Genomic DNA, 20,684 nt, shown 5'->3' on the forward strand with positions numbered 1-20,684 from the left:
GGCCTCGATCGCCTCCGCCAACCGCCGCCCGTCCCGAGCCGCCTCACACACCGTGTCCGCAATCAACGCCGTCGCCTCCGGCACATTCAGCCGCAGGCCGCGTGCTTGGCGGGAGCGGGCGAGTTGGGCTGCCGTGAAGAGCAGCAGCCGGTCCTTCTCCGTGGGGGTGAGTCGCATGTGCGGATGCCTCGCTAAAGGGGAAGCCGAAGGGGAATCGGGATCAGGACTGGGCCGGGGTGCCGGGCTGGTCGTGGGTCGAGCAGTCGATGCCGCCGCCGCCCGAGGCGATGTTGTCGATGTTCAGCGCGACGACGTCACGGTTCGGGAAGTGGTCGCGCATGATCTGCTGCGCGTTCGCGTCGGCGTCCGTGTCGCCGAACTTGGGCATGAAGACGGCCCCGTTGGCGACGAAGAAGTTGATGTAGGAGGAGACGAAAGCGTCGCCGAACTGGGCCGTGATGACCGCACCGTTGACGAGGTGGAGGTTCAGATCGACCGGGACGCGGGCCAGGACATCCACGTACGGGCGTGCGGGACGTCGTCGGCCTGCACCCTCCCCCGCTGCTCCGCCGGCATCCGTGCGGCGGGCCGCTGTGCCCCGCCGAAGAGGCGGCCGAACAGGGAGCGCGGTTCGTTCATGCCTTCACAGTGGCATCGACTGAAAATTCAGTCAAGCTCTGTCGGTCCGAGTCGGCGACGGCCTCCGGGACGCCGACCTCCGGGGCGCTGCCTCCCAGGGAAAGGGCCTCCGACCCAATGGCGTCCAGCTCGACGGCTATCGCCTCCGCGAGCAGGCGGCGGGCGTGCTCGATGGGGAGCGAGCCGCTGAGCCAGCGCATGCTCAGGCCCTCCAGCAGCGAGGTGAGCCGCTCGGCGGCTGCGGCATGGGCCGGGGCGGTGCCCTGCGGGCGGACCCGGCCGATCAGCTCGGCGGTCTCGTGGATCCAGGTCAGGGTGGCCTTGGCGAGCGCCTCGCGCAGGTCCGGTTCGAAGATCGCGCTGGCACGCAACTCGCCCCAGGCCGTGCTGTTCTCGCGCACCTCCGCGGTGTCCTGGAGCTCCAGCAGCAGGGCCTGCTCCAGGTCGGCGCGGGGATCGAGCTCCTCCGCGCCGCGCTCGGCGGTATAGCGGTCGGCGCGGTCGTTGATGTACTCCAGCGTCCGGCGCAGGATCCCGGCGCGGTCGACGAAGTGGTAGTAGATCAAGGACGTCGAGACGCCCGCCTCGGCGGCCAGCTCGCCCACGCGCAGTCCGCGCACTCCGCGGCGGGCGATCACTCGGGTCGCGGCTCTCAGGATCTCGGTTCGACGGTCTGACACAGACGGAGAGACTACGCCACCGCACGAGAAAGCTGACCAGTTCTTCAGTACCTTGCACCGACCGACCCCCTCCAGGCGTGATCCACGGCCCCGAGCGCGTCGTCGCATTCGGATCTCTGCGCCTTCGTGCAGCGTAATGCCCGAATTTCCACTGTTTGTTGGGGTCGAATTTGCTCGGCGACGCTGTATTGACTGAAGTTTCAGTTCGATGGATGATTCGGGGCACCCAACCCGCCTCCCGCACCCTGAGGAGATCCCCGTGTCCTTCCGTATGCCGGCCGAGTGGGCCGAGCACGAGCGCTGTCTGATGGCCTGGCCCACCCGCCTGGACCTGTGGGGCGCGGTGCTGGACGACGTCCGGTGCGAGTACGCCGCGGTGGCCCGCGCGATAGCCGAGTTCGAGCCCGTCACCATGGTCGCCCTGCCCGGCCAGGGCAAGCACGCCGCCGAGCTGTGCGGCGACGGTGTCGAGGTGATCGAGATGCCCATCGACGACTCCTGGTTCCGCGACTCCGGCCCAATCTTCGTCCTCGACGGGAAGGGCGGACGCGCGGGCGTCGACTTCCGCTTCAACGCGTGGGGCGGCAAGCACCACCCGTGCGACGCCGACGACCGCGTCTCCGCCCTGTTGCTGGAGCACTTCGAGGTCCCGCGCCTCCCCTCCGGGATGATCCTCGAAGGCGGCGCGATCACGGTGGACGGCGAGGGCACGCTGATCACCACCGAGCAGTGCCTGCTCCACCCCAACCGCAACCCCGGCCTGAGCCGCGAGCAGATCGAGGACGAGCTCAAAGCGATGCTCGGCGTCACCACGATCATCTGGCTCCCCTACGGCGGCCTGGAGGACACCGAGACCGACGGCCACGTGGACGGCGTCTGCGCCTTCGTCGCGCCCGGCAAGGTCGTGGTCCAGCTGCCCAGCGACCCGGAGCACCCCGACCACGAGCGGATGCGCGCCAACCGCGCGGTGCTGGAGCGCGTCGTGGACGCCAAGGGCCGCCGGCTGGAGATCGTCGACCTGCCGCAGAGCGTCTTCGTCGAGGTCGACGGCCGCCGGACCGAGGTCGGCTACCTGAACTTCTACCTCGCCAACGGCGGCGTCGTGGTCCCCGTCGGCGGCGTTCCCGAGGAGGACAAGGGCGCGCTGGCCGTCCTCGCCTCCGCCTTCCCCGACCGCAAGGTGGTCGGCGTCCCCACCTCCGGCGTCGCCTGGGGCGGCGGCGGCATCCACTGCATCACCCAACAGGTTCCCCGCGCCTGACCGTGTGTCAGGTCATACCTCAAGTCGTCCCTCAAGCCGTCCCTCAGGTCGTCCCTCTCACGCTGGCACGCTCCGTCACCCATGGCCGCTGACCTCCCCCCGCCGCCTTCCCCGGTGGGCCGGAAGATGGAAGAGAGCTCCGATGCCCCAACCCCAGCCCCCGTCCGGCAGATCGGACCGCCCCACAACCGGGCGCCGCACCGGGCGCCGCAGCAGGCGCCGCGCCGCAGCCGTCGTGGCGGGCGCCGCCGCGCTCGGACTGGTCGCCGCCTGCTCCGGCCCGCCCAGCACCGGAACGGGCCTGCCTGCGAGCGCCTTCGCGCTGTCGGCCCGGACGCCGCTCCCCAAGGGCGACCTCGCCTCGTTCACCTGGGCCTCGTACGCGGAGCCGCTGACCCTGGATTACGCGATGGCCTTCGACTACCCGTCGAACACCATCCTGTCCAACGTCTGCGAGAGCCTGATGAAGTGGACGCCGCAGCTCAAGGAGGTCCCGGGCCTGGCGCAGCAGGCGCTGCACCCGAACCCGACCACCTGGGTCTACGACCTGCGCCCGAACGTGCACTTCCACGACGGCAGCGTGATGACGGCCGACGACGTCGTCTACAGCCTGGACCGGCAGACGGACCCGAAGGTCGGCGCGGCCTGGGCGGGCGTCTTCCAGAACGTCGCCTCGATCACCAGCACCGGGCCGCTCCAGGTGACGGTGAAACTGAGGACGCCGGACGCCCTCTTTCCGCAGTACATGGCCACGGCCGCCGGCGTGGTGGCCAGCGAGAAGGGCATCAAGGCGGCCGGGGCGAACTGGGGCACCGGCAGCCTCGACTGCACCGGGCCGTTCAAGCTCGGGGCCTGGAACAAGGGCCAGTCCATCGAGTTGGACCGGTTCGCCGACTACTGGGGAACCCCGGCCAAGTCCGCCAAGGTGACGTTCGAGTTCCTGACCGACCCCTCGGCCCGGACCAACGCCATGCTCACCGGCGCGGTCGACGGCGGCTACCTGATCCCGACCGAGAGCTACCAACGGCTGCGCGACAGCGGGGTGGGCACCCTCTACTTCGGCGAGAGCCTGAGCACCGTCAACGTCAACGTCACCAACATGAAGGGCGTGCTCGGTGATGCCCGGGTGCGGCAGGCGCTGTCGCTGGCGCTGGACCGGTCGGGCTTCGTCAAGCAAGGGCTGGCGGGCAACGGCCAGGCCACCGACGCGCTGACGGACAAGGCCTCCTGGGCGGGGGCCGACCCGGCGACGCTGCGGGCCGCCTTCGACTCGCTGCCCTCGACGACGCCCGACCTGGCCAAGGCCAAGGAGCTGGTCAAGGAGGCCGGGGCGACGGGCAAGACGGTGACGATCGCCACCAGCGCGATCGGTCAGGACGTCTCGCTGCTGGCGACCGCCGTGCAGGCGGCCGGGACCGAGATCGGGCTGAACGTCCAGGTGAGGACGATCGCCCCGGACGCCTTCTCGGCACTGTTCACCGACCCCAAGGCGCGCCAGGGCATCGACATGTTCCCCGAGACGTACTACCTGTCCATCACCGACCCGATGGACCTGCTCTCCAACTTCGAGACGGGCAACTACCAGAACTACGCGGGCTACAGCAGTCCCGCCTACGACAAGCTGGTCCGGCAGGCCACGGGCACCGACAAGACCGCCCAGCGCCTGGCGGTCGAGGCGAAGTTGCAGCAACTGGCGGTGCAGCAGAACCTGTGGATCCCGGTGGCGAACTGGCCCACCGCGGTCTTCCTGAACAAGCGGATCACGGGCGCGCCCACCACCATCTCCTACCTGTACTACCCGTGGGCCGCCGACATCGGGGCTGCGGGATGACGTTCACCCGCTTCGCCCTGCGACGCCTGGCGGAGATGGCCGCGACCCTGCTCGCCGCCTCGTTCCTGATCTTCGGAGCCATGTACCTGGCCCCGGGGAACCCGGCGAGCTTCCTGCTCTCCGGACGCTCCGCCTCCCCCGCGGCGTACCAGGCGATCAACGATCAGTACCACCTCAACGACCCGTTCTGGCAGCAGTATCTGCGCTGGCTCGGCCAGGTGCTGCACGGCGACTTCGGCCGCTCCATCGAGTACCGGACGCCGGTCTCGACGCTGATCGGCGCCCGCTTGCCCAGCACGCTGCTGCTGGTGGGCCTGGCGCTGGTGCTGGTCGTGGCCGTCGGCCTGGCGCTCGGCTGGATCGGCGCGGTGCGCGGCGGCGCGACCGACGGAGCGATCCTGGTCGGCACCACCTTCGCCGTCGGCACGCCCTCGTTCGTGGCGGCCGTGCTGCTGCAGGGGCTCTTCTCGGTCGAGCTGGGCTGGTTCCCGAGTGGCGGCAGTGGTAGCGGGTTCGGCTCGATGCTCTGGCATCTCACGCTTCCCGCACTGGCGTTGGCGCTCTACCTGATCGGCATGCTGGCCCGGGTCACCCGCAGCGCGATGCTGGAGGCGATGGGCCACGAGCACGTCACCGTGGCCCGCAGCCGGGGCGTGACCGAGCGTCAGGTGATTCACCGTCATGTCTTCCGCAACACCCTCGGCACCGTGCTGACCATGGGCGGCCTGATCGTCTCCACCCTGCTCATCTGCACCGTCCTGGTGGAGACGGCCTTCAGCGTCGACGGCATCGGGCAGTTGCTCGACCTGTCGACGACCACGAAGGACTTCCCCGTCGTCCAGGCCATCTCGCTGATCATCGTCGGGATCTTCATGCTCGTGAACTTCGTCGTCGACCTGCTGCTCCCACTGGTCGACCCCCGGGTCGCCCTCGGCGCGAGAGGAGCGACCGGATGACCACCGCACTCGTCCGCCGACCGGGGCTGGCCCGGCTCCGGCTGTCCCGGAACAGGACGGGCCGCCCCTGGCTCTACCTGCTCTGCCTGGGCTTCCTCGCCGTCGTCGTGCTGCTGGCACTGCTCGCGCCGTGGCTCTCCCCGCACGACCCCAATGCCGTGGACCTCGGCAACGCGCTGGCCGGACCGTCCGCCAGCCATCCGCTCGGCGTCGACGGCTCCGGACGCGACACCGCGTCGCGGCTGATCACCGGCGCCCGCACCTCGCTGCTCGGACCGCTGGGCGTGGTCGTCTTCTCCACCGTCGTGGGCGTCGTCGTCGGCGTCACGGCGGGATGGCGCGGCGGCTGGCTGGACTCGCTGCTCTCGCGCACGACCGAACTCGTCTTCGCCTTCCCGGGGTTGCTGCTGGCGATCCTGATCGTCTCGATCTACGGGGAGGGGCTGATCGCGCCGGTCGTCGCGCTGGGCGTGGCCTACCTGCCCTATGTCAGCCGTCTCACCCGCTCGTTGGTGCTGGCCGAGCGTAAACGGCCGTACGTGGAGGCGTATCGGGTGCAGGGGCACTCCGGGCTGCAGATCTGCCTGCGCCATGTGCTGCCCAACATCGCACCGGTGGTGCTGGCGCAGTCCACCATCAACTTCGGCTACGCCCTGATCGACCTGGCCGGCCTCTCCTTCCTCGGTCTCGGCGTGCCCGCGCTGACGCCCGACTGGGGGCGGATGGTCTTCGACGGCGAGAGCGCCATCCAGTCCGGCTACCCGCTCTCGGCGATCCTGCCGTGCGCCGCGATCGTGCTGACCGTCGTCGCCTTCAACGTCGTCGGCGAACGCTGGGCCGACCAGGTCGCCCGGAGGGACCGATGACCACCACACCAGCGAAAACACCTGAGTTCACGTTGGACGTCCGTGGGCTGCGGCTGCAACTCCCCGGTGCCGCACGCCCGGTGCTGGCCGGGGTCGATCTCACCGTCGGCGCGCGGGAGACCGTGGCGCTGGTCGGCGAGTCGGGCTCCGGCAAGAGTCTCACCTCGCGCAGTGTGCTGCGGCTGCTGCCTCCGGGCGCGACGACCGAGGGCACCGTGGCCGTCCAGGGCGAGGACGTGCTGACGATGGACGCGAAGCAGTTGCGGCGGCTGCGCACCCACACGGCGGCCATGATCTTCCAGGACCCTCGGGCCGCCATCAACCCGCTGCGTCGCGTCGGCGACTTCCTCACCGAGAGCCTGCGCCTGAACGCCGGGACCCCGGACGCGGACGCGACCGAGCGCGCCGTGCGGATGCTCGAAGCGGTCGGTCTGACCGACCGGGTGCTGCGGCAGTACCCGGGGCAGCTGTCCGGCGGGATGCTGCAACGCGTCATGATCGCCGCCGCGTTGATGGGCGACCCGGCACTGATCCTGGCGGACGAGCCCACCACCGCGCTGGACGTGACCACCCAGGCCGAGGTCGTCGGCCTCCTGGACGACCTGCGCGAACGGTTCGGCACCGGTCTGCTTTTCGTCACCCACGACCTGGGCCTGGCCGCCGCCATCAGCGACCGCGTCTACGTGATGTACGCGGGCCGGATCGCCGAGACCGGTCCGGCCGAGGCGCTGTTCGAACAGCCCCGCCACCCCTACACGGCCGCGCTGCTGCGCTCGACCCCCCGTCTCGACGCTCCGGCCGGGCGGCTGGCCGCGATCCAGGGCCAACCGCCCAGCCTGCGCGAGGAGCTGACGGGCTGTCTGTTCGCCGCGCGCTGCCCCTTCGCCACCCAGGTGTGCACCGAGGACCTGCCGCCCCACCTGCCGGTGCCGGACGAACCGTCCCGGCTCGTCGCCTGCCACCACAGCGACCGGCTCGCCGACCAGCTCGCAGAAAGCGCCCTCCATGACTGACACCACTGCGGCCGGCGCCCTGCCCGCCGACAGCGCCGACAGCGCCGGCGGCGACCCGGTGCTCGACATCACCGGCCTGCACCGGAGCTTCGGCAGCGTCCAGGCGGTCCACGACGTCTCCTTCCACCTGGCTCGGGGCGGATCGCTGGGGATCGTCGGGGAGTCCGGTTCCGGCAAGACGACGACCGCGCGGATCATCGTCGGACTCGAACGCGCCGACGCGGGCCGCGTCCTGGTCTGGGGCCAGGACCGGTCCGGCCCGGCGGGACACGGCCGCTCGACGCGACTGGAACGCGCCCGTGAGGTGCAGATGGTCTTCCAGGACCCGTTCCTCTCCCTCGATCCGCGAGTGCCCGTCGGCGGCGTGCTGCGCGAGACGCTGCGGCTGCACTTCCCCGAGAGGAGGGCCGACCACGACCGCCGGGTGGGCGAGCTGCTCGACCAGGTCGGCCTCGGCGCGCGGGAAGCCGCAGCCCTCCCCCGGCAGCTCTCCGGCGGCCAGCGCCAACGCGTGGCCATCGCCCGCGCGTTGGCGGTCGAACCGGCCGTCCTGGCGCTGGACGAGGCGGTGGCGGCGCTGGACGTCTCGGTGCAGGCGCAGATCCTCAACCTGCTGGGTGACATCCGCCGGGACACCGGGATCGGCTACCTCTTCATCACCCACGACCTCGGGGTGGTCCGCTGCGTCACCGACGAGGTCGTGGTGATGCGACACGGCCGGATCGTCGAGGCGGGCCGCACCGCCGACGTCCTCGCCGACCCGCAGCACGCCTACACCCGGCTGCTGCTGGACTCCGTCCCGCGCCCGGGCTGGAACCCCAAGCTCATCGCCGCCGCGCGCCGAGCGCTGTGACCGCTGTCCGTGCGGAGATAATGGTGCAAAGCGCCTGAACACCTGAATACCCGTCACCACCGATCGGGACGCCATGCTCCAGCCGGGCCTGAACCGTCGCACCCTGCTCCGCACCGGAGCGGGACGCGCCGCTGCCGCCGCTCTGACCGGCTGCTCCTCCTCGGCCTCGGCTGCGTCCTCCGACGCCTCGGCCCCCTCGGACCCGGCGGCGGACGCCGCGTCGAGCGAAGCGTCGCCCGAGGCGTCCGCGTCGTGAAGGCGGTCGGCGGTCGGCCCTCCCGCTGGCGAGTGCTGCGTCCGTTCCGGAATCCGCTGGTCCTGGCGTTGGTCGTGGCGCTGCTCTGCGGCGCGGGCGTGGGCCTGTACCTCAACGAGCGCAGCAGCCGTCAGCAGGTCACCGTCGTCGGCAACCCGTCCGCCCCCGACTGGGTCGAACTCGACATCACCAGCCAGGGCGTGGACACCTCGGCCCTGGAGCTCTCGCTGTCGGTCACCGCGATCCCGCACGGCAGCCTCGCGGCGGAGCCGGACTCGCTCGTCTTCACCAAGAACGTCGAGATCACCACCGTCTCGCTGACCACCACCACCTTCCACACCATCTCCGGCGAGCCCGCCCCGCTCCAGGTGGTCAGCGCCGGACTCTACGACGGCACGTCGACGGACTACCCGTTCGACCACTACGACCTGTCGGCAGGTTGGATCGCCACCGTGGACGGCCGGCCCGTGCCACTGGCCATCACGTTCAGCGACTCCGACCCGTTCTTCGTCGTGCGCCCCACCAAGAGCGCCTCGGCGGGCCAGGTGGCCCGGCTGGACGCCCGGGTCGGCCGCTCGCGCGGGACGTTCATCCTCGCGTGGTTCATGATGCTCGCCATGTGGGCGCTCGCACTTGCGGTGCTCGGCGGCGCCGAGGTCCTCGTCCGCAGGCGACAGGGGATGGTCTGGCCCGCGCTCGGCTGGATGGCCGCGACCCTGTTCGCCCTGGTCGGACTGCGCAACGCGGCACCGGGCAGCCCGCCCATCGGCTCGCTGATGGACTACGTCGCCTTCTTCTGGGCCGAGGCGATCATCGCCGCCAGCCTCGCCGTCACCGTGGCGCTGGGCGTACGCGCCGAACGCCGCGCCCACGCTGCGGAGAAGGCGGCGCGGGCGTCGGATACGGCACCGCCGCCCACTGCTTGACGGTCCGTCAGGTGGCCGAAGCCAGCCGGTCCGCGCCGGCGGCCAGGCCGTGGACCAGCGCCCGCACCACCGCCTGCGCGTCCACCTCCGACCCGAGGGACTGGATGGCGGCGAGTCCGTCCGCCGCTGCGGCCAGCGCCTCACCGAGCGTCAACGCGTCCACCACGCCTGCTTTCCCACCACGCTCGGCGCGTTCGAGCGCCAGCACCCGGAATAGGTCCACGAAGCATTCGCGCCAACGCCCGTACTCCGCCTCGACGGCGACCCGCACCCGGTCGTCGGTCAGCGAGAACCAGTGCAGCGCCGAGTGCATCCGCGCCAGGTCCGCCGCCTCCGGCTGTGCGAGCAGTGCGCTCACGCGCTCGGCACGCGCGGCGAAGGTGCCGGGCTCGGCGACCGCCTGCTCCATCGGCGTGATCCACTCCGGGCGGATGTCCGCGACGACGGCGACGATCAGGTCGCTGCGGTCCTTGAAGTGGTAGTGGCACATCCCGTGCGTCACCCCGGCGAGCGCCGAGACGTTGCGGGTGGTGAACGGGACGTCGTCCGTCCCGGCGAGCAGGCTCCGCGCGGCGGCGATCAGCCGGGCCCGGGTCTGCTCGCCCTTCGCCGACACCCGCGGCTTGCGGGCGGCGCGGACCTCCGCGCCTGCGCTCCTGGCCCCCTGAGGTGCGCTGTCTTCCACGTCTCCGCCTGCTTCCGTCGCCACTCGCCCACCTTAGCCACGCCGACCGACGGGGTGGGCCGAACCCACTCTTGCGCGCTTTATTGACCGAGCGCATGGTTAGTTATAGCTTCCGGGTCAGCCGCGCAGCTGCGCGCCCCGACCAAGGGAGGCCTGGGATGGACCAGCACGGCAGAGCAGACGGCCCGCACGACCCCGTGAGTACACCGCCCGGGGGCACATCGCCCGTGAGCACACCCCACGCCCGCCCGCTCGACCGGCGCCGCTTCCTCGCCGCCACCGGACTGACCGCGGCCGGCGCCGCCTGGGTCGCCACCGGCCTCGCCGGAACGGCCCGCGCCGCGACCGCCGCACCCGGCGTCCGCGCCCGGAACCCGCGGTCCGCAGCCACCGGCACGTTCGCCGTCCCGCTCGACAGCGTCCCGCACACCCGGACCTGGATGGCCTGGCCCGACAGCACCGCCATCTACGGCCGCAAGCTCGCGGGCATGCAGACGGACATCGCGCGTATCGCCAACACCATCGCCACGTACGAGCCGGTCTACCTGCTCGCCAACTCCGCCAGCGTCGCGGCGGCGAAGCGGGCCTGCACCAACCCGCACGTGACCGTGATCGGGACCATCCCGATCGACGACTGCTGGATGCGCGACTCCGGCCCGGTCTTCCGCACGAACGGAGCGGGCGGCCTGGACGCGGTCGGTCTGAACTTCAACGGCTGGGGCAACAAACAGACCCACGCCCACGACGCCCTGGTCGCCCAGCGGGTCGCCGCCTACCTCGGCGTCGACTTCACCGCCGCCGGGCTGGTCAGCGAGGGCGGCGCGATCGAGGCCGACGGCGCGGGCACGCTGATGGCGACCCGCAGCAGCATCATCAACTCCAACCGCAACCCCGGCCTGACGCAGGCCCAGATCGAGCAGGCCATGTGCGCCGCCTACGGCGCGTCCGAGGTCATCTGGTTCACCGGCATCAGCGGCCAGGACATCACCGACGACCACGTCGACGCCACGTCCCGCTTCCTCTCCCCCGGCGGCGGCCTCGTCCAGACCCCCAACCCCGCCGACCCGCCGGACATCTGGTCCAACGACGAGCAGCAGCAGTACGGCACGCTGTCGGCGGCCACCGACGCGCAGGGCGCGGCGATCGCGGTCACCGCGCTGGAGTCGCCGGACTACAACCTGATCCGCGCCACCAGCGCCGACTTCGTCGACTCCTACGCCAACTACTACGTCTGCAACGGCGCGGTCATCTCCGCGCAGTTCGGCGACACCACCGCCGACGCCAACGCCAAGTCCGTGCTGCAGAGCGCCTTCCCCGGCCGGACCGTCGTCCAGCTCAACATCGACAACCTCGGCAACCAGGGCGGCGGCATCCACTGCGTCACCCAGCCCCAGCCCGCACCGTAGCGCGGAGCACGGTTCCGTCGCTCGGCCCGGCGGCTCGACCCGGTGGCTCAGGCGTCAGCCGATCCGCTGGGCCGGCCCGACGGCGCCGGAAGGTCCTCCACGACGGCGCCGATGTCGTCCAGCTGAAGAACCGTCATGTCCCCAGCGTACGAGCCGCCGTGTCGGTGGACGTGGAGGCTGTGGAGGCTGTGGAGGGGACGGAGGCCATGGAGGCGAGCAAGCGGAGCTTCTCGTCGCTCTCGCTGCCCTCGTCGGCGTAGTAGAGGACCAGGAGCACGCCCTCGACCGGGAGTTTCTCCCGGTGCAGCTGCAGCTCGCCGACGACGGGGTGGTTCACCGTGGTGGTGCCGCCGTCCAGGCCCCGGACGTCGTGGCGCGCCCAGAGCGTGCGGAACCGTTCACTCGCCAGGGCGAGTTCACCCACCAGTTCCACGAAGCGCGGGTTGTCGATGTCGTCGCCGACGGACTTCCTGAAGGCGGCGACGAACCCCTCCGAGGACCGCACCCAGTCCTGCTGGAACGCCTGCTCCTCGGGGTCGAGCATCAGCGAGCGGAGCCGGTTCTGACCGGGCTGGAGGCGCGGGTTGAACACGACCGCGAGCCGGTTGGAGGCCAGCACGTCGAACGCGCGCCCCTCGACGAACGCGGGGACCTGCACCGCCGAGAGCAGCTGGTGCAGCCGCGCGGGCACGCGTTCGGGCTTCCGACGCGGGCGTCGCCTCGGGCGTGAGCCGGCCAGGCCCAGGTCGAGCAGGTACTCGCGTTCGAGGTCGTCGAGCTGCAGCACCCGCGCGAGCGCTTCCAGGACCTGCGCCGAGGGGTTCTTGTCCCGGCCCCGCTCCAGCCGCAGGTAGTAGTCGGCGCTGATGCCCGCGAGCATGGCGACCTCCTCGCGGCGCAGCCCGGGGACGCGCCGGTTGGTGCCCGCCGGGATCCCCGCCTGCTCGGGCGTGACCAGCGCCCGCCGGGCACGGAGGTACTCGCCGAGCAGGCTGACGCGGTCGTCCTCGCTCATGGCCCCATCGTAGGTCCGGTTCCGTACGAACCGACGGTCTGAGAGGGGCCCTGTCAGGACCCCGGACAGCGGGGGCACTGGTTGCCGCGGGCGTACCGGTCGACGCTGAAGCCATGGACATCTCCGACCGCACCATCTTCATCGCCGGTTCCACCTCGGGAATCGGACTCGAACTCGCCCGCCGCTTCCGCGCCGCGGGCAGCACCGTCGTCATCGGCGGTCGCCGTACCGACCTGCTCGACGGGCTCGCCGCCGAGGGTTTCGCCACCGTTCCCCTCGACGTGACCGACCAGGAGAGCGTCGACCGGGCCCGCGACACGATCCTCGCCGACCATCCGGACCTCGACACCGTCATGACGATGTCCGGCGTCATGCTCCTGGAGGACCTGCGCGATCCCGCCCACTTCGAGGCCGCGCAGCGGACGGTCGACACCAACCTGCTCGGGACCATCCGCGTCGTCGACGCGTTCACCCCGCACCTGATCGCGCGCGGCACCGGAACGATCATCACGGTCACCTCCGGCATCGCGTTCCTGCCGTTCCCGCCGATGCCCACCTACGCCGCGACGAAGGCCGGTGTGCACGCCTACTCCGAGGCGCTGCGGGCGCAGCTGCTCGGCACGGGTGTCGAGGTCGCCGAGCTGGTCCCGCCAGCCGTCGCCACCACGCCCGAGCAGGCCGAGCTCAACCCCCGCGCGCTGGACCTGGACGACTACGCCGCCGATGTGATGGACCTGCTCCAGGCCGACCCCACGCCACACGAGATCCTGGTCAAGGGCGTGCTGATGCACCGCCGGGCCGAACGCGACGGCACCTACGACGAGCTGGTCGCCCAGCGGTCACAGGCACTCGCCATGCTGCCGGGTCGCCAGGCGGCCGGGTCCTGACGCGCGCTACTCGAACCGCGCGGGGTCGCCCGCGCCCCGGCGCACGATCTCGGCGTCCCCGCCGGAGAAGTCGACGACCGTGGTCGGCTCGGTGCCGCAGTCCCCGGAGTCCAGCACCGCGTCGACCACGTGGTCGAGCCGCTCCTTGATCTCCCAGCCCTGCGTCATCGGCTCCTCCTCGCCGGGCAGCAGCAGGGTGCTGGAAAGCAGCGGCTCGCCCAGCTCCGCCAGCAGCGCCTGGGTGACGACGTGGTCCGGGATCCGCACGCCGACCGTCTTCTTCTTCGGGTGCAGCAGCTGCTTCGGCACCTCGTTGGTCGCGGGCAGGATGAACGTGTAACTCCCGGGCGTCGCCGCCTTGATCGCGCGGAACACGCGGTTGTCGACATGCACGAACTGACCCAGCTGGGCGAAGTTCTCGCACACCAGCGTGAAGTGGTGACGATCGTCGAGCTGACGGATCGTCCGGATCCGGGCGATCCCGTCACGGTTGCCGAGCTGACATCCGAGCGCGAAACACGAGTCCGTCGGATAGGCGACGAGCGCCCCGCCCCGGACCAGGTCGACCACGTTGTCGAGGATGCGCGACTGCGGATTCTGCGGATGCACGTCGAAGTACTTCGCCATCCGCCGAGCCTACGGGATCAGGAGCCTCCTACGGCTCACCGCCGCAACGGCTCACCGCTCGAAGGGACCCACCCACACGTCGGTGATCCCGCTGATGTAGCGCGCCCCACTGTGATCCCCGGGCACCACCAGCTGCGGCCCGTGCTCGTCGAGCGGCGTCCCGTCGACGCTGGTGGCCAGCAGGATCTGCTGCCCACCGAAGTCCGGGTCGATCTCCGCCCAGGACACGACGGCGCAGTGCCCGTCCGCCCCGGTCACCGCCAGCAGGAACCTCAGCCGCGCCTTGCGCCCCCGCAGATCCACCACCGGCCGCGCCGCCCGCACCACGTCCCACAACCGCGGCCTTTCGAACCGGTGCCGCTGCTCCCCACTCCCGAGGCAGTCGAACCGCGCCTCGACCCGGCTCACGGGCAGCTCACGCAACTGAGTGACCGTCACCTCGCCAGGCGCGTCGAGCAGCCCGTGCAACCGCACGGACGGGTGGGTCGGCGCAAGCGCGGACGCGTCGGATCTGCTCACAGAACCACTCCCTACAACCGGACGACCGAAGGTTGCCGAAGTGGTACCCATGGGTGGACGCAGATACCCATGCAATCACTCTTCAGAGCTGGCACTTGCAAGGATCAATCTTGCATCCCCCTAGCAGATGCGACATCATATGTCGCAACCGACCGCGCTTGGATTCATTTCCCAAGCTCAGCGCCTACCCGCTGCGCTGACCCTCCGCCAGAATGAGCCTGTGGAATTCGAGGGTTCACGTCCGGTCGCTCCGCGACTCCTCCTTGCGAGCCGCATTGGGTGGTTCGAGCTGGAGCATCCTGTGTTCATCCCCGCCGGCTGCCGCTTCTGGCGCAGTCCAGACGCACTGGTAGTCGAGCTGCCCACGGGCGAACAGCGCACATTCCCGGGCAGATTGCTCCGCTGACCCAGCCGCAGGCGGGCCACTACCGGCGCCCATAGCTCCCCCGTTGCATGGACAGCTCGCATGCGCAGTCGGCCAACTGGCACCAATCTCACGAGATGGCACACCTAGCTTCGGATGCGGGCGAGGAGATTTGTGACGGCTCCCGCCTGCGTCACGCTGATCGGATCGAGCTGGATGCCCGCGCCGCCGGGGCGTTCGAACATGCGGACTCCGTCGCCGAGCAACAGCGGCACGCTGTGGACGAGCACTTCGTCCAGCAGGCCCGCGTCAAGGCACTGCCGTGCGGCGTTCGCGCCGAGGACCACCACGTCCTTGCCCGGTGCGGCCGCGGATCTGGCCGCCGCGACCGCCTTTTCGACACCGTCGACGAAGGTGAACCCGGGGGCTGCCGCCTCGGGCGCGGCGTGGGTGAGCACCACCTGCGGGCCGGTCCAGGCCCCGCCGTAGGGCCTGCCGCCTTCCGCCCTGGCGATCCGGTAGGTGCGGGCGCCGATGAGCAGGGCGCCGATCCGGCTCATCACCTCGGTCACGGCCGGGTTCGGCCCGACGTAGTCGGCGATCCAGGCCATGTCGTCGTTGGGCGCGGCGATGAAGCCGTCCAGGGACATGGTGATGTGCCACAGCACTTTGGTCATGGATCGCAGGCTACGCCGGGAGTCCGACAGGATCGGCGTCTGCCGAGTGCCACGCGGCAGCAGCCGGGGCCGCTTCCTGGCCGTTCCCGATCCTGAGGGGGCCTCGAGCTCTCCGCCCGCTGACGTGCAACGCGCCGCCCGGTGAGGTCACCGGGCGGCGCGTCAGCATTGCCATTCCGGCAGGTCAGCAGGTGCCGTCATCGTTCCAGGCGCCGGACGGGCCGCCGGGGGCCTCGTCGTCGTTCCACTGGTTCGCGGTCCAGTTGTGGCCGTTGTACGAGACCTGCTGGCCGGCGGTGTACGCGGTCGAGGCACTCCACGCCGCCGCGCAGCTACCGCCTCCGCCGGAGGTCGACGTGGAGGTGGGAGTAGGTGTAGGTGTGGGCGTCGCCGTCGGGGTGGGGGTCGGCGAGGGGGTGGGCGGGGTCGCGCCCGCGAACTCGGCCGTGTACTTGGTGAAGTCGTAGGCGTTCTGGGTGACGCTGCTGCACTCACCGGACAGGTTGCCGTTGTTGTTCGGCGGGTTGCACTCGCGGTCGCGGTTGACGTCCCAGAACGTGTACCGGGACATGCCGTTGGACTCCGCGAAGTTCAACACCGTCTGGAAGTCGGACTGGTAGAAGTACTCGGCGCTGTCCGTCCGGCCGTTCATGCCGGAGACACCCTCGTGCGCGTACGCCGTCGCCGAGCTCCAGCCGAAGGTGTTCGTCAGCTGGGTGTTGAAGTCCTGGAGCGCAGTGATCTGGCTGGCCGCACCGGAGAAGCCCCCGTCGAAGGGCATGATGGAGTAGTTGTCCGGGGTGAAGCCGAGCGTCTTCGCGTTGTCGAGCAGTTGCTGCCCGAAGTAGTTGGCACCGGACGTGGTCGACGGGATCGTCACCGAGACGTACAGCCCCGGGTTGTTCGCCTGGAGGATCTGCGCGGCGCCCAACTCGTTGTTGATCGCCGTGGAGTTCTCGATCTCCGGCTCCTCCAGGTCGAAGTCGATCGCGTGCAACCCGTAGGCGCTGATGACCTGTTGGTACGCGGCGGCGGTGGCCGCCGGGGTGCCGCACTCCTGGCCGAGCTTGGTGCCGCCGTAGCCGCCCGCCGAGACGGAGACGTCCCCGCCGTCGGCGCGGACCTCGTTGACGACCGCGGCGACCTGGGTGTCGGAGGACACCGGGTCCGTGCCGTCCCAGGTCGGCGTGCAGCCGCCGCCGTTGGGGGCCAGGACGAAGGCCAGCTCGAACGCCTTCTGTCCGGTCGCGGACATCACCTGGCCCAGGTCCGGGGCGCTGGAGTCGAGCGTGTAGTAGTACGGCGCGGAGCCGTACCAGTTGCTGCCGAGCGCCGCCGTGGTGGAGGCGTGCCCGGTGCCGGCGGTCACCACCAGGGTGCCCGCCGTGAGCAGCGTCGCGACAGCCGTCGCGGGAAGCATCGCTCCCAGTCTTCGCATCTCGTCACCTTCGTCTGGGGGAACGTGAGGTAAGCCGACGTTGACATAACGGGTGGAGAGTGATGCAGGCGGCGCCGCTCTGCACTGAGACATCGTCAATGTGGGGCTGGACCAGCACTGTTGTCAAGGTCTGGACCAATATATGAGGTCTGGACCAGTTACGCGGACACGCCCACTGCTGGAGCAACCCGCCGAGCGAGTCGCACTGCGGTCGTTTCATCGACACAGCACCGACGCCGCTCAGGAACAGCCTGTCCGGAGAGTGGATCGGGTGACCAAGGAAGGCGACCATGCCCCTTCGCTCAGTCTTCGCTCGTCCGACTTTCGCTCGTCCGGCCTTCGCACGCCGCCGGTTCGGTGCCCTGCTTGCGGCCGGAGCCACACTGCTGCCGCTGGCCCTGGCGACGCCCGCCCCGGCAACCCCGGCAACCCCCACAGCTACCGGCCTGCGGCAGGTCCGCAGCGAGCCGTCCTACGCCGCCACGCTGACGCCCGAACTCGTCGCGGAGCTGCAGCGGCTCCGCGTCCCCGGCGGCGTCATCGCCGTCAGCACGCCCGGCTCGGGCACCTGGATCAAGGCGCTCGGCACCTCCGACCTCGCCACGGGACGGCCGATGGACCCGGCCGACCACTTCCGGGTGGGCAGCATCACCAAGACCTTCACAGCGACCGTGATCCTCCAGCTGGTGCAGGAGCATCTGCTGACGCTCGACGACAAGGTCAGCCGCTTCCGCCACGACGTGCCCGACGGACCGAACATGACGGTCCGTCAGCTGCTCAACATGACCAGCGGCCTCTACAACTACAGCGAGGACCTGGGCATCAACCGCGTGCTGGACCAGGCGCCGCAAACGCGGTGGACGCCGGACCAACTGCTGCGGATCGCGTTCCGTCACCGCTCCTACTTCGACCCGGGCCGCGGATTCCACTACTCGAACACCAACTACGTCCTGCTGGGCCTGATCATCGAGCAGCTCACCCACCACCCGCTCGCCTACGAGTTCCAGCAGCGCATCACCCGTCCGCTCGGCATGGACGGGACCGGGATGCCGAACGGCACGGAGCTGCCGCGCCCCTACTCGCACGGATACCTCGCCGTCTCCAACGTGGCGAGCCTCACGGCGCCGATGCTGACCGGCAAGGACGCCGCCTGGGCGGACTGGTCCGCGGGCGTCCCCGACGACGTCACCACCGCCAGCCCGTCGTGGACCTGGGCGGCGGGCGAGGCCTACTCCGACGTCCACGACATGCTGTGCTGGGCGCCCGCACTGGCCGAGGGGACGATGCTCAGCCCCGAGCTGCAGCGGGAGCGGCTGACCTTCGTCCGGACCTCCCCCAACGGTCCCGGCTACGGCCTGGGCATCGTCGACTTCCTGGGCTTCCTCGGCCATGACGGCCAGATTCCGGGCTACAACAGCTTCGAGGCCTACGATCCGGCGCTCAAGGCCACCGTGGTCGTGCTGCTGGACCTCAACCAGTCCCCCGACGGATCGGCCCCGGCCGACAAGGTCGCCATGCTGATCTTCCAGCAGCTGTTCCACCTGCCGACCCACCCCTGAGGCCGGATCGCGAGGCCCGTCCCGCCCGGCTCGGGTGGCGTGCCCTCGGTGGGGCGTCCACGCTGGAGTGTGGAGTGAGGTGCGCGACGTCGGACACCACCGGGAGTGGGTATGGCGAGGGACGGTGACGAACCTGGCCGCCAGAGCCGCCGGGCCAAGATAGCGGCCCAGCAGGCTGCGGCCCGCCAGGCCGAACGTCGACGGCGCCTGCTGCTGATCGTGGGAGCGGTGATCGTGGCGGCCGCCGTCGTCGTGGTCATCGTGCTGAACTTCCCGAAGTCGTCGACGACCTCCAACCGCGGCCCCGAGGGCATCACGGTGGAGAGCGGCCCGGCGCTGGCCTCCATCAGCTCCGCAGCGAGCGGAAAGCCCGTGGACGGCATCTCCTGCGACGCGAGCGAACAGGTCGCCTACCACATCCACACCCACCTCGCCGTGTACGTGAACGGGCAGCTGCGCTCCGTCCCGTACGGCATCGGCGTGGTGCAGCCCGTGCCGCAGGCCGCCAACGGCGGCACGTTCGTCTCCGCGAGCAACTGCTACTACTGGCTGCACACCCACGTGTCCGACGGCATCATCCACGTCGAGTCGCCGACCGAGGCGAAGTACACGCTGGGTCAATTCTTCGACATCTGGGGCCAGCCGCTCTCGACGGACCAGGTGGGCCCGGCCAAGGGCCCCGTCACCGCCTACGTCAACGGCAAGCAGTACTCGGGCAACCCGCGCGACATCACGCTCCAGCCGCACGAGGACATCCAACTGAACGTCGGCTCGCCCAACGTGCCGCCCCAGTCGGTGGACTGGTCCGGCTCCGGGCTGTGACCTGCTCCTCTGCGCCGACCGGTGCTCGACCTTCCGCGCGATGTCACATCCTGCGGCCGCATCCTGTCCACCTTTCGGGCGTGGCCGACACGGCGGCGCCGCGCGTGACGCGTCACAGCATCGCAATGTCGCAACGTCACGCGGGAGTCCGAAGTGCGAGGAGCTCGTCATGAAGGCCGTCATCGTCTGCGCGTCCGTGTCGCACGGGAACACGAAGCGGATCGCCGAGGTCATGGGCAAGGTCCTGTCCGCCCCCGTGGTCCAGCCCGAGGAGATCGATCCGGCCGAGCTGGCCGCCTACGACCTTGTGGGTCTCGGTTCCGGGATCTTCTCGGGCAGGTTCCATCCGAGCCTGCGCCGGTTCGCCGGAGAGCTCCCCGTGGGTGGGCACGGCAGGGCGTTCGTGTTCGCCACCAGCGGTCTGCCCGAGCCGCCGTTCCGGCCGTTCACCCGTCCGCTGGCACGGCGGCTCGAACAGAAGGGCTTCACGGTGGCGGACGCCTTCTCCTGCCGTGGCTACGACACCTGGCTGCCCTTCAGGCTCATCGGTGGTATCAACAGGACGCGGCCCGACAGCGGCGATCTCGCAGCCGCACATGCGTACGCCGAGGCATTGCGGTGACGAATCCGTACACCCTCTCGTTGGGGATGATGTGAAGAAGCTCGCCACCGTCGCGGCACTGGCCGCCACCGCGCTCACACTGACCGTCACCTCGGACGCTGTCGCGGCCCACCGGCCGGACGTCCGTGCCTCCGTCGGCGCCGCCCCCACCGTCGCCGCCGTGGTGCTGACCAACGCCGACAGTGGACGGACGGTGGACGTGACCAGCGGCGACGTGATCGAGGTCCGCCTGAGCGGGGCCCGGGGCGAGAACGACACCTGGGCCTGGAGCACGCCGATGTCGTCGTCCGCCGACGTGCTGGCGCAGTCGGTCGGGACCACGTCACCCAGTGGCGACGCGGAGGCGCTGTTCCACGCCACCGGCCCCGGGACGGGGCGGATCACCGCCGTCCGCAGGTGCGTTCCCGGCCCGGGCGCCATCTGCCCGTTCATGGCCGTCCTGTGGGTGGTCGACGTGGACGTGCGCTGAGCCCGAGCCAACGTCTCAGCCCACGTCTCAGCCGCCGGCCACGACGGCGACCGGCACCGCGGGTACGTTCGGCGCCTGCTGCCAGGGCGTGCGACGCACCAACCGGGTGAGCAGGTGGACCCGTTCGTCACCCCACTGCGCCGCCTCGTGCCGCCGGTAGGCTTCGGCGTCGCCGTGGAACCGGCTGAACTCGACGACATGCGGGCGACGTCCGGGGCGTTCCGTCCGCACGGCGTACTCGAAGAACTCTTCCATCGCGTGCCCCTCCTGGCGTCCTGACGGTGGTGCCCATCGCGTTTTCGGGTGTACGCCA

At 70.5% G+C, this 20,684-nt stretch carries 24 protein-coding genes and 1 pseudogene; 14 read left to right on the forward strand and 11 right to left on the reverse strand.

Features of this window, described 5'->3' with window-relative positions:
* The 4 genes and pseudogenes from ABH940_RS28860 to ABH940_RS28875 form a co-directional block, all read right to left on the reverse strand.
* Positions 1 to 177, reverse strand: a 177-nt coding sequence (locus tag ABH940_RS28860; protein WP_370106642.1) for an urease subunit gamma, incomplete at its 3' end; no start/stop codon positions are given.
* Positions 178 to 220: 43 nt separating this feature from the next.
* Positions 221 to 520 (reverse strand): agmatine deiminase family protein, encoded by a 300-nt coding sequence (locus ABH940_RS28865; RefSeq protein WP_370071752.1) that lies wholly within the window; start codon positions 518 to 520, stop codon positions 221 to 223.
* Positions 487 to 639 carry a hypothetical protein gene (locus tag ABH940_RS28870; protein WP_370071751.1) on the reverse strand — a complete coding sequence of 51 codons (153 nt, stop codon included), beginning with the start codon at positions 637 to 639 and terminating at the stop codon, positions 487 to 489. Before ABH940_RS28870 ends, ABH940_RS28865 begins: the two co-directional genes overlap by 34 nt.
* Before the next feature lie 116 nt (positions 640 to 755).
* Positions 756 to 1,319 (reverse strand): annotated as a pseudogene (locus ABH940_RS28875) (TetR/AcrR family transcriptional regulator); the annotation flags it as partial.
* Positions 1,320 to 1,578: 259 nt separating this feature from the next.
* Between ABH940_RS28875 and ABH940_RS28880 the strand changes: the two are divergent.
* The 8 genes from ABH940_RS28880 (at position 1,579) to ABH940_RS28915 (ending at position 9,281) form a co-directional block, all read left to right on the forward strand.
* Positions 1,579 to 2,580: an agmatine/peptidylarginine deiminase gene (locus ABH940_RS28880; protein ID WP_370071750.1), complete on the forward strand. Its 1,002-nt coding sequence runs from the start codon at positions 1,579 to 1,581 to the stop codon at positions 2,578 to 2,580.
* Between the two features lie 142 nt (positions 2,581 to 2,722).
* Positions 2,723 to 4,411 carry an ABC transporter substrate-binding protein gene (locus tag ABH940_RS28885; RefSeq protein WP_370071749.1) on the forward strand — a complete coding sequence of 563 codons (1,689 nt, stop codon included), beginning with the start codon at positions 2,723 to 2,725 and terminating at the stop codon, positions 4,409 to 4,411.
* Entirely contained in the window at positions 4,408 to 5,367 is a 960-nt protein-coding gene (locus ABH940_RS28890) for an ABC transporter permease (RefSeq protein ID WP_370071748.1), read from the forward strand. Before ABH940_RS28885 ends, ABH940_RS28890 begins: the two co-directional genes overlap by 4 nt.
* Positions 5,364 to 6,233, forward strand: coding sequence for an ABC transporter permease (locus ABH940_RS28895; RefSeq protein ID WP_370071747.1), 870 nt, complete (start codon positions 5,364 to 5,366; stop codon positions 6,231 to 6,233). Before ABH940_RS28890 ends, ABH940_RS28895 begins: the two co-directional genes overlap by 4 nt.
* Positions 6,230 to 7,246: an ABC transporter ATP-binding protein gene (locus ABH940_RS28900; protein ID WP_370071746.1), complete on the forward strand. Its 1,017-nt coding sequence runs from the start codon at positions 6,230 to 6,232 to the stop codon at positions 7,244 to 7,246. Before ABH940_RS28895 ends, ABH940_RS28900 begins: the two co-directional genes overlap by 4 nt.
* Positions 7,239 to 8,099: an ABC transporter ATP-binding protein gene (locus ABH940_RS28905; RefSeq protein ID WP_370071745.1), complete on the forward strand. Its 861-nt coding sequence runs from the start codon at positions 7,239 to 7,241 to the stop codon at positions 8,097 to 8,099. The genes ABH940_RS28900 and ABH940_RS28905 overlap by 8 nt, the downstream gene beginning before the upstream one ends.
* A gap of 73 nt (positions 8,100 to 8,172) precedes the next feature.
* A complete protein-coding gene (locus tag ABH940_RS28910; protein WP_370071744.1) occupies positions 8,173 to 8,355 on the forward strand; it encodes a hypothetical protein in 183 nt (60 codons plus the stop codon).
* Positions 8,352 to 9,281 (forward strand): DUF4436 family protein, encoded by a 930-nt coding sequence (locus ABH940_RS28915; RefSeq protein WP_370106595.1) that lies wholly within the window; start codon positions 8,352 to 8,354, stop codon positions 9,279 to 9,281. The genes ABH940_RS28910 and ABH940_RS28915 overlap by 4 nt, the downstream gene beginning before the upstream one ends.
* Before the next feature lie 7 nt (positions 9,282 to 9,288).
* Here ABH940_RS28915 and ABH940_RS28920 read toward each other — a convergent pair whose 3' ends face one another.
* Positions 9,289 to 9,990: a hypothetical protein gene (locus ABH940_RS28920; RefSeq protein ID WP_370106596.1), complete on the reverse strand. Its 702-nt coding sequence runs from the start codon at positions 9,988 to 9,990 to the stop codon at positions 9,289 to 9,291.
* Positions 9,991 to 10,193: 203 nt separating this feature from the next.
* On the opposite strand from ABH940_RS28920, the gene ABH940_RS28925 reads away from it, so the two are divergent.
* Positions 10,194 to 11,372, forward strand: a complete 1,179-nt coding sequence (locus tag ABH940_RS28925) for an agmatine/peptidylarginine deiminase (protein WP_370071741.1) — start codon at positions 10,194 to 10,196, stop codon at positions 11,370 to 11,372.
* A 133-nt stretch (positions 11,373 to 11,505) separates the two neighbouring features.
* Here ABH940_RS28925 and ABH940_RS28930 read toward each other — a convergent pair whose 3' ends face one another.
* The gene (locus tag ABH940_RS28930) at positions 11,506 to 12,387 is read right to left on the reverse strand and encodes a helix-turn-helix transcriptional regulator (RefSeq protein WP_370071740.1); all 882 of its coding nucleotides are present in this window, start codon (positions 12,385 to 12,387) and stop codon (positions 11,506 to 11,508) included.
* Between the two features lie 113 nt (positions 12,388 to 12,500).
* On the opposite strand from ABH940_RS28930, the gene ABH940_RS28935 reads away from it, so the two are divergent.
* Entirely contained in the window at positions 12,501 to 13,274 is a 774-nt protein-coding gene (locus tag ABH940_RS28935; protein ID WP_370071739.1) for an SDR family oxidoreductase, read from the forward strand.
* Between the two features lie 6 nt (positions 13,275 to 13,280).
* Here the strand turns inward: ABH940_RS28935 and ABH940_RS28940 are convergent, their stop codons facing one another.
* The 4 genes from ABH940_RS28940 to ABH940_RS28955 form a co-directional block, all read right to left on the reverse strand.
* Complete coding sequence (locus tag ABH940_RS28940) at positions 13,281 to 13,901, reverse strand: L-threonylcarbamoyladenylate synthase (RefSeq protein ID WP_370071738.1); 621 nt, start codon at positions 13,899 to 13,901, stop codon at positions 13,281 to 13,283.
* Between the two features lie 51 nt (positions 13,902 to 13,952).
* Positions 13,953 to 14,420 (reverse strand): hypothetical protein, encoded by a 468-nt coding sequence (locus ABH940_RS28945; protein ID WP_370106597.1) that lies wholly within the window; start codon positions 14,418 to 14,420, stop codon positions 13,953 to 13,955.
* A 510-nt stretch (positions 14,421 to 14,930) separates the two neighbouring features.
* A complete protein-coding gene (locus tag ABH940_RS28950; RefSeq protein ID WP_370071736.1) occupies positions 14,931 to 15,461 on the reverse strand; it encodes a dihydrofolate reductase family protein in 531 nt (176 codons plus the stop codon).
* Positions 15,462 to 15,645: 184 nt separating this feature from the next.
* On the reverse strand, positions 15,646 to 16,899 hold the full coding sequence (locus tag ABH940_RS28955; protein ID WP_370106598.1) for a chitinase: 1,254 nt from the start codon (positions 16,897 to 16,899) through the stop codon (positions 15,646 to 15,648).
* Between the two features lie 290 nt (positions 16,900 to 17,189).
* Here ABH940_RS28955 and ABH940_RS28960 point away from each other — a divergent pair, with 290 nt between their 5' ends.
* The 4 genes from ABH940_RS28960 to ABH940_RS28975 all read left to right on the forward strand — a co-directional run bounded on the left by ABH940_RS28960 (position 17,190) and on the right by ABH940_RS28975 (position 20,371).
* Positions 17,190 to 18,458, forward strand: a complete 1,269-nt coding sequence (locus tag ABH940_RS28960) for a serine hydrolase domain-containing protein (protein ID WP_370106599.1) — start codon at positions 17,190 to 17,192, stop codon at positions 18,456 to 18,458.
* A 111-nt stretch (positions 18,459 to 18,569) separates the two neighbouring features.
* The gene (locus tag ABH940_RS28965; protein ID WP_370071733.1) at positions 18,570 to 19,280 is read left to right on the forward strand and encodes a hypothetical protein; all 711 of its coding nucleotides are present in this window, start codon (positions 18,570 to 18,572) and stop codon (positions 19,278 to 19,280) included.
* 169 nt (positions 19,281 to 19,449) lie between these two features.
* Complete coding sequence (locus ABH940_RS28970) at positions 19,450 to 19,902, forward strand: flavodoxin family protein (RefSeq protein WP_370071732.1); 453 nt, start codon at positions 19,450 to 19,452, stop codon at positions 19,900 to 19,902.
* A gap of 31 nt (positions 19,903 to 19,933) precedes the next feature.
* A complete protein-coding gene (locus ABH940_RS28975) occupies positions 19,934 to 20,371 on the forward strand; it encodes a hypothetical protein (protein WP_370071731.1) in 438 nt (145 codons plus the stop codon).
* A 27-nt stretch (positions 20,372 to 20,398) separates the two neighbouring features.
* Here ABH940_RS28975 and ABH940_RS28980 read toward each other — a convergent pair whose 3' ends face one another.
* Positions 20,399 to 20,626 (reverse strand): hypothetical protein, encoded by a 228-nt coding sequence (locus tag ABH940_RS28980; protein ID WP_370106600.1) that lies wholly within the window; start codon positions 20,624 to 20,626, stop codon positions 20,399 to 20,401.
* Positions 20,627 to 20,684 lie beyond the last annotated feature (58 nt).

Origin of the sequence: Streptacidiphilus sp. BW17, assembly GCF_041262485.1 — a bacterium.
Taxonomy (GTDB): domain Bacteria; phylum Actinomycetota; class Actinomycetes; order Streptomycetales; family Streptomycetaceae; genus Streptacidiphilus.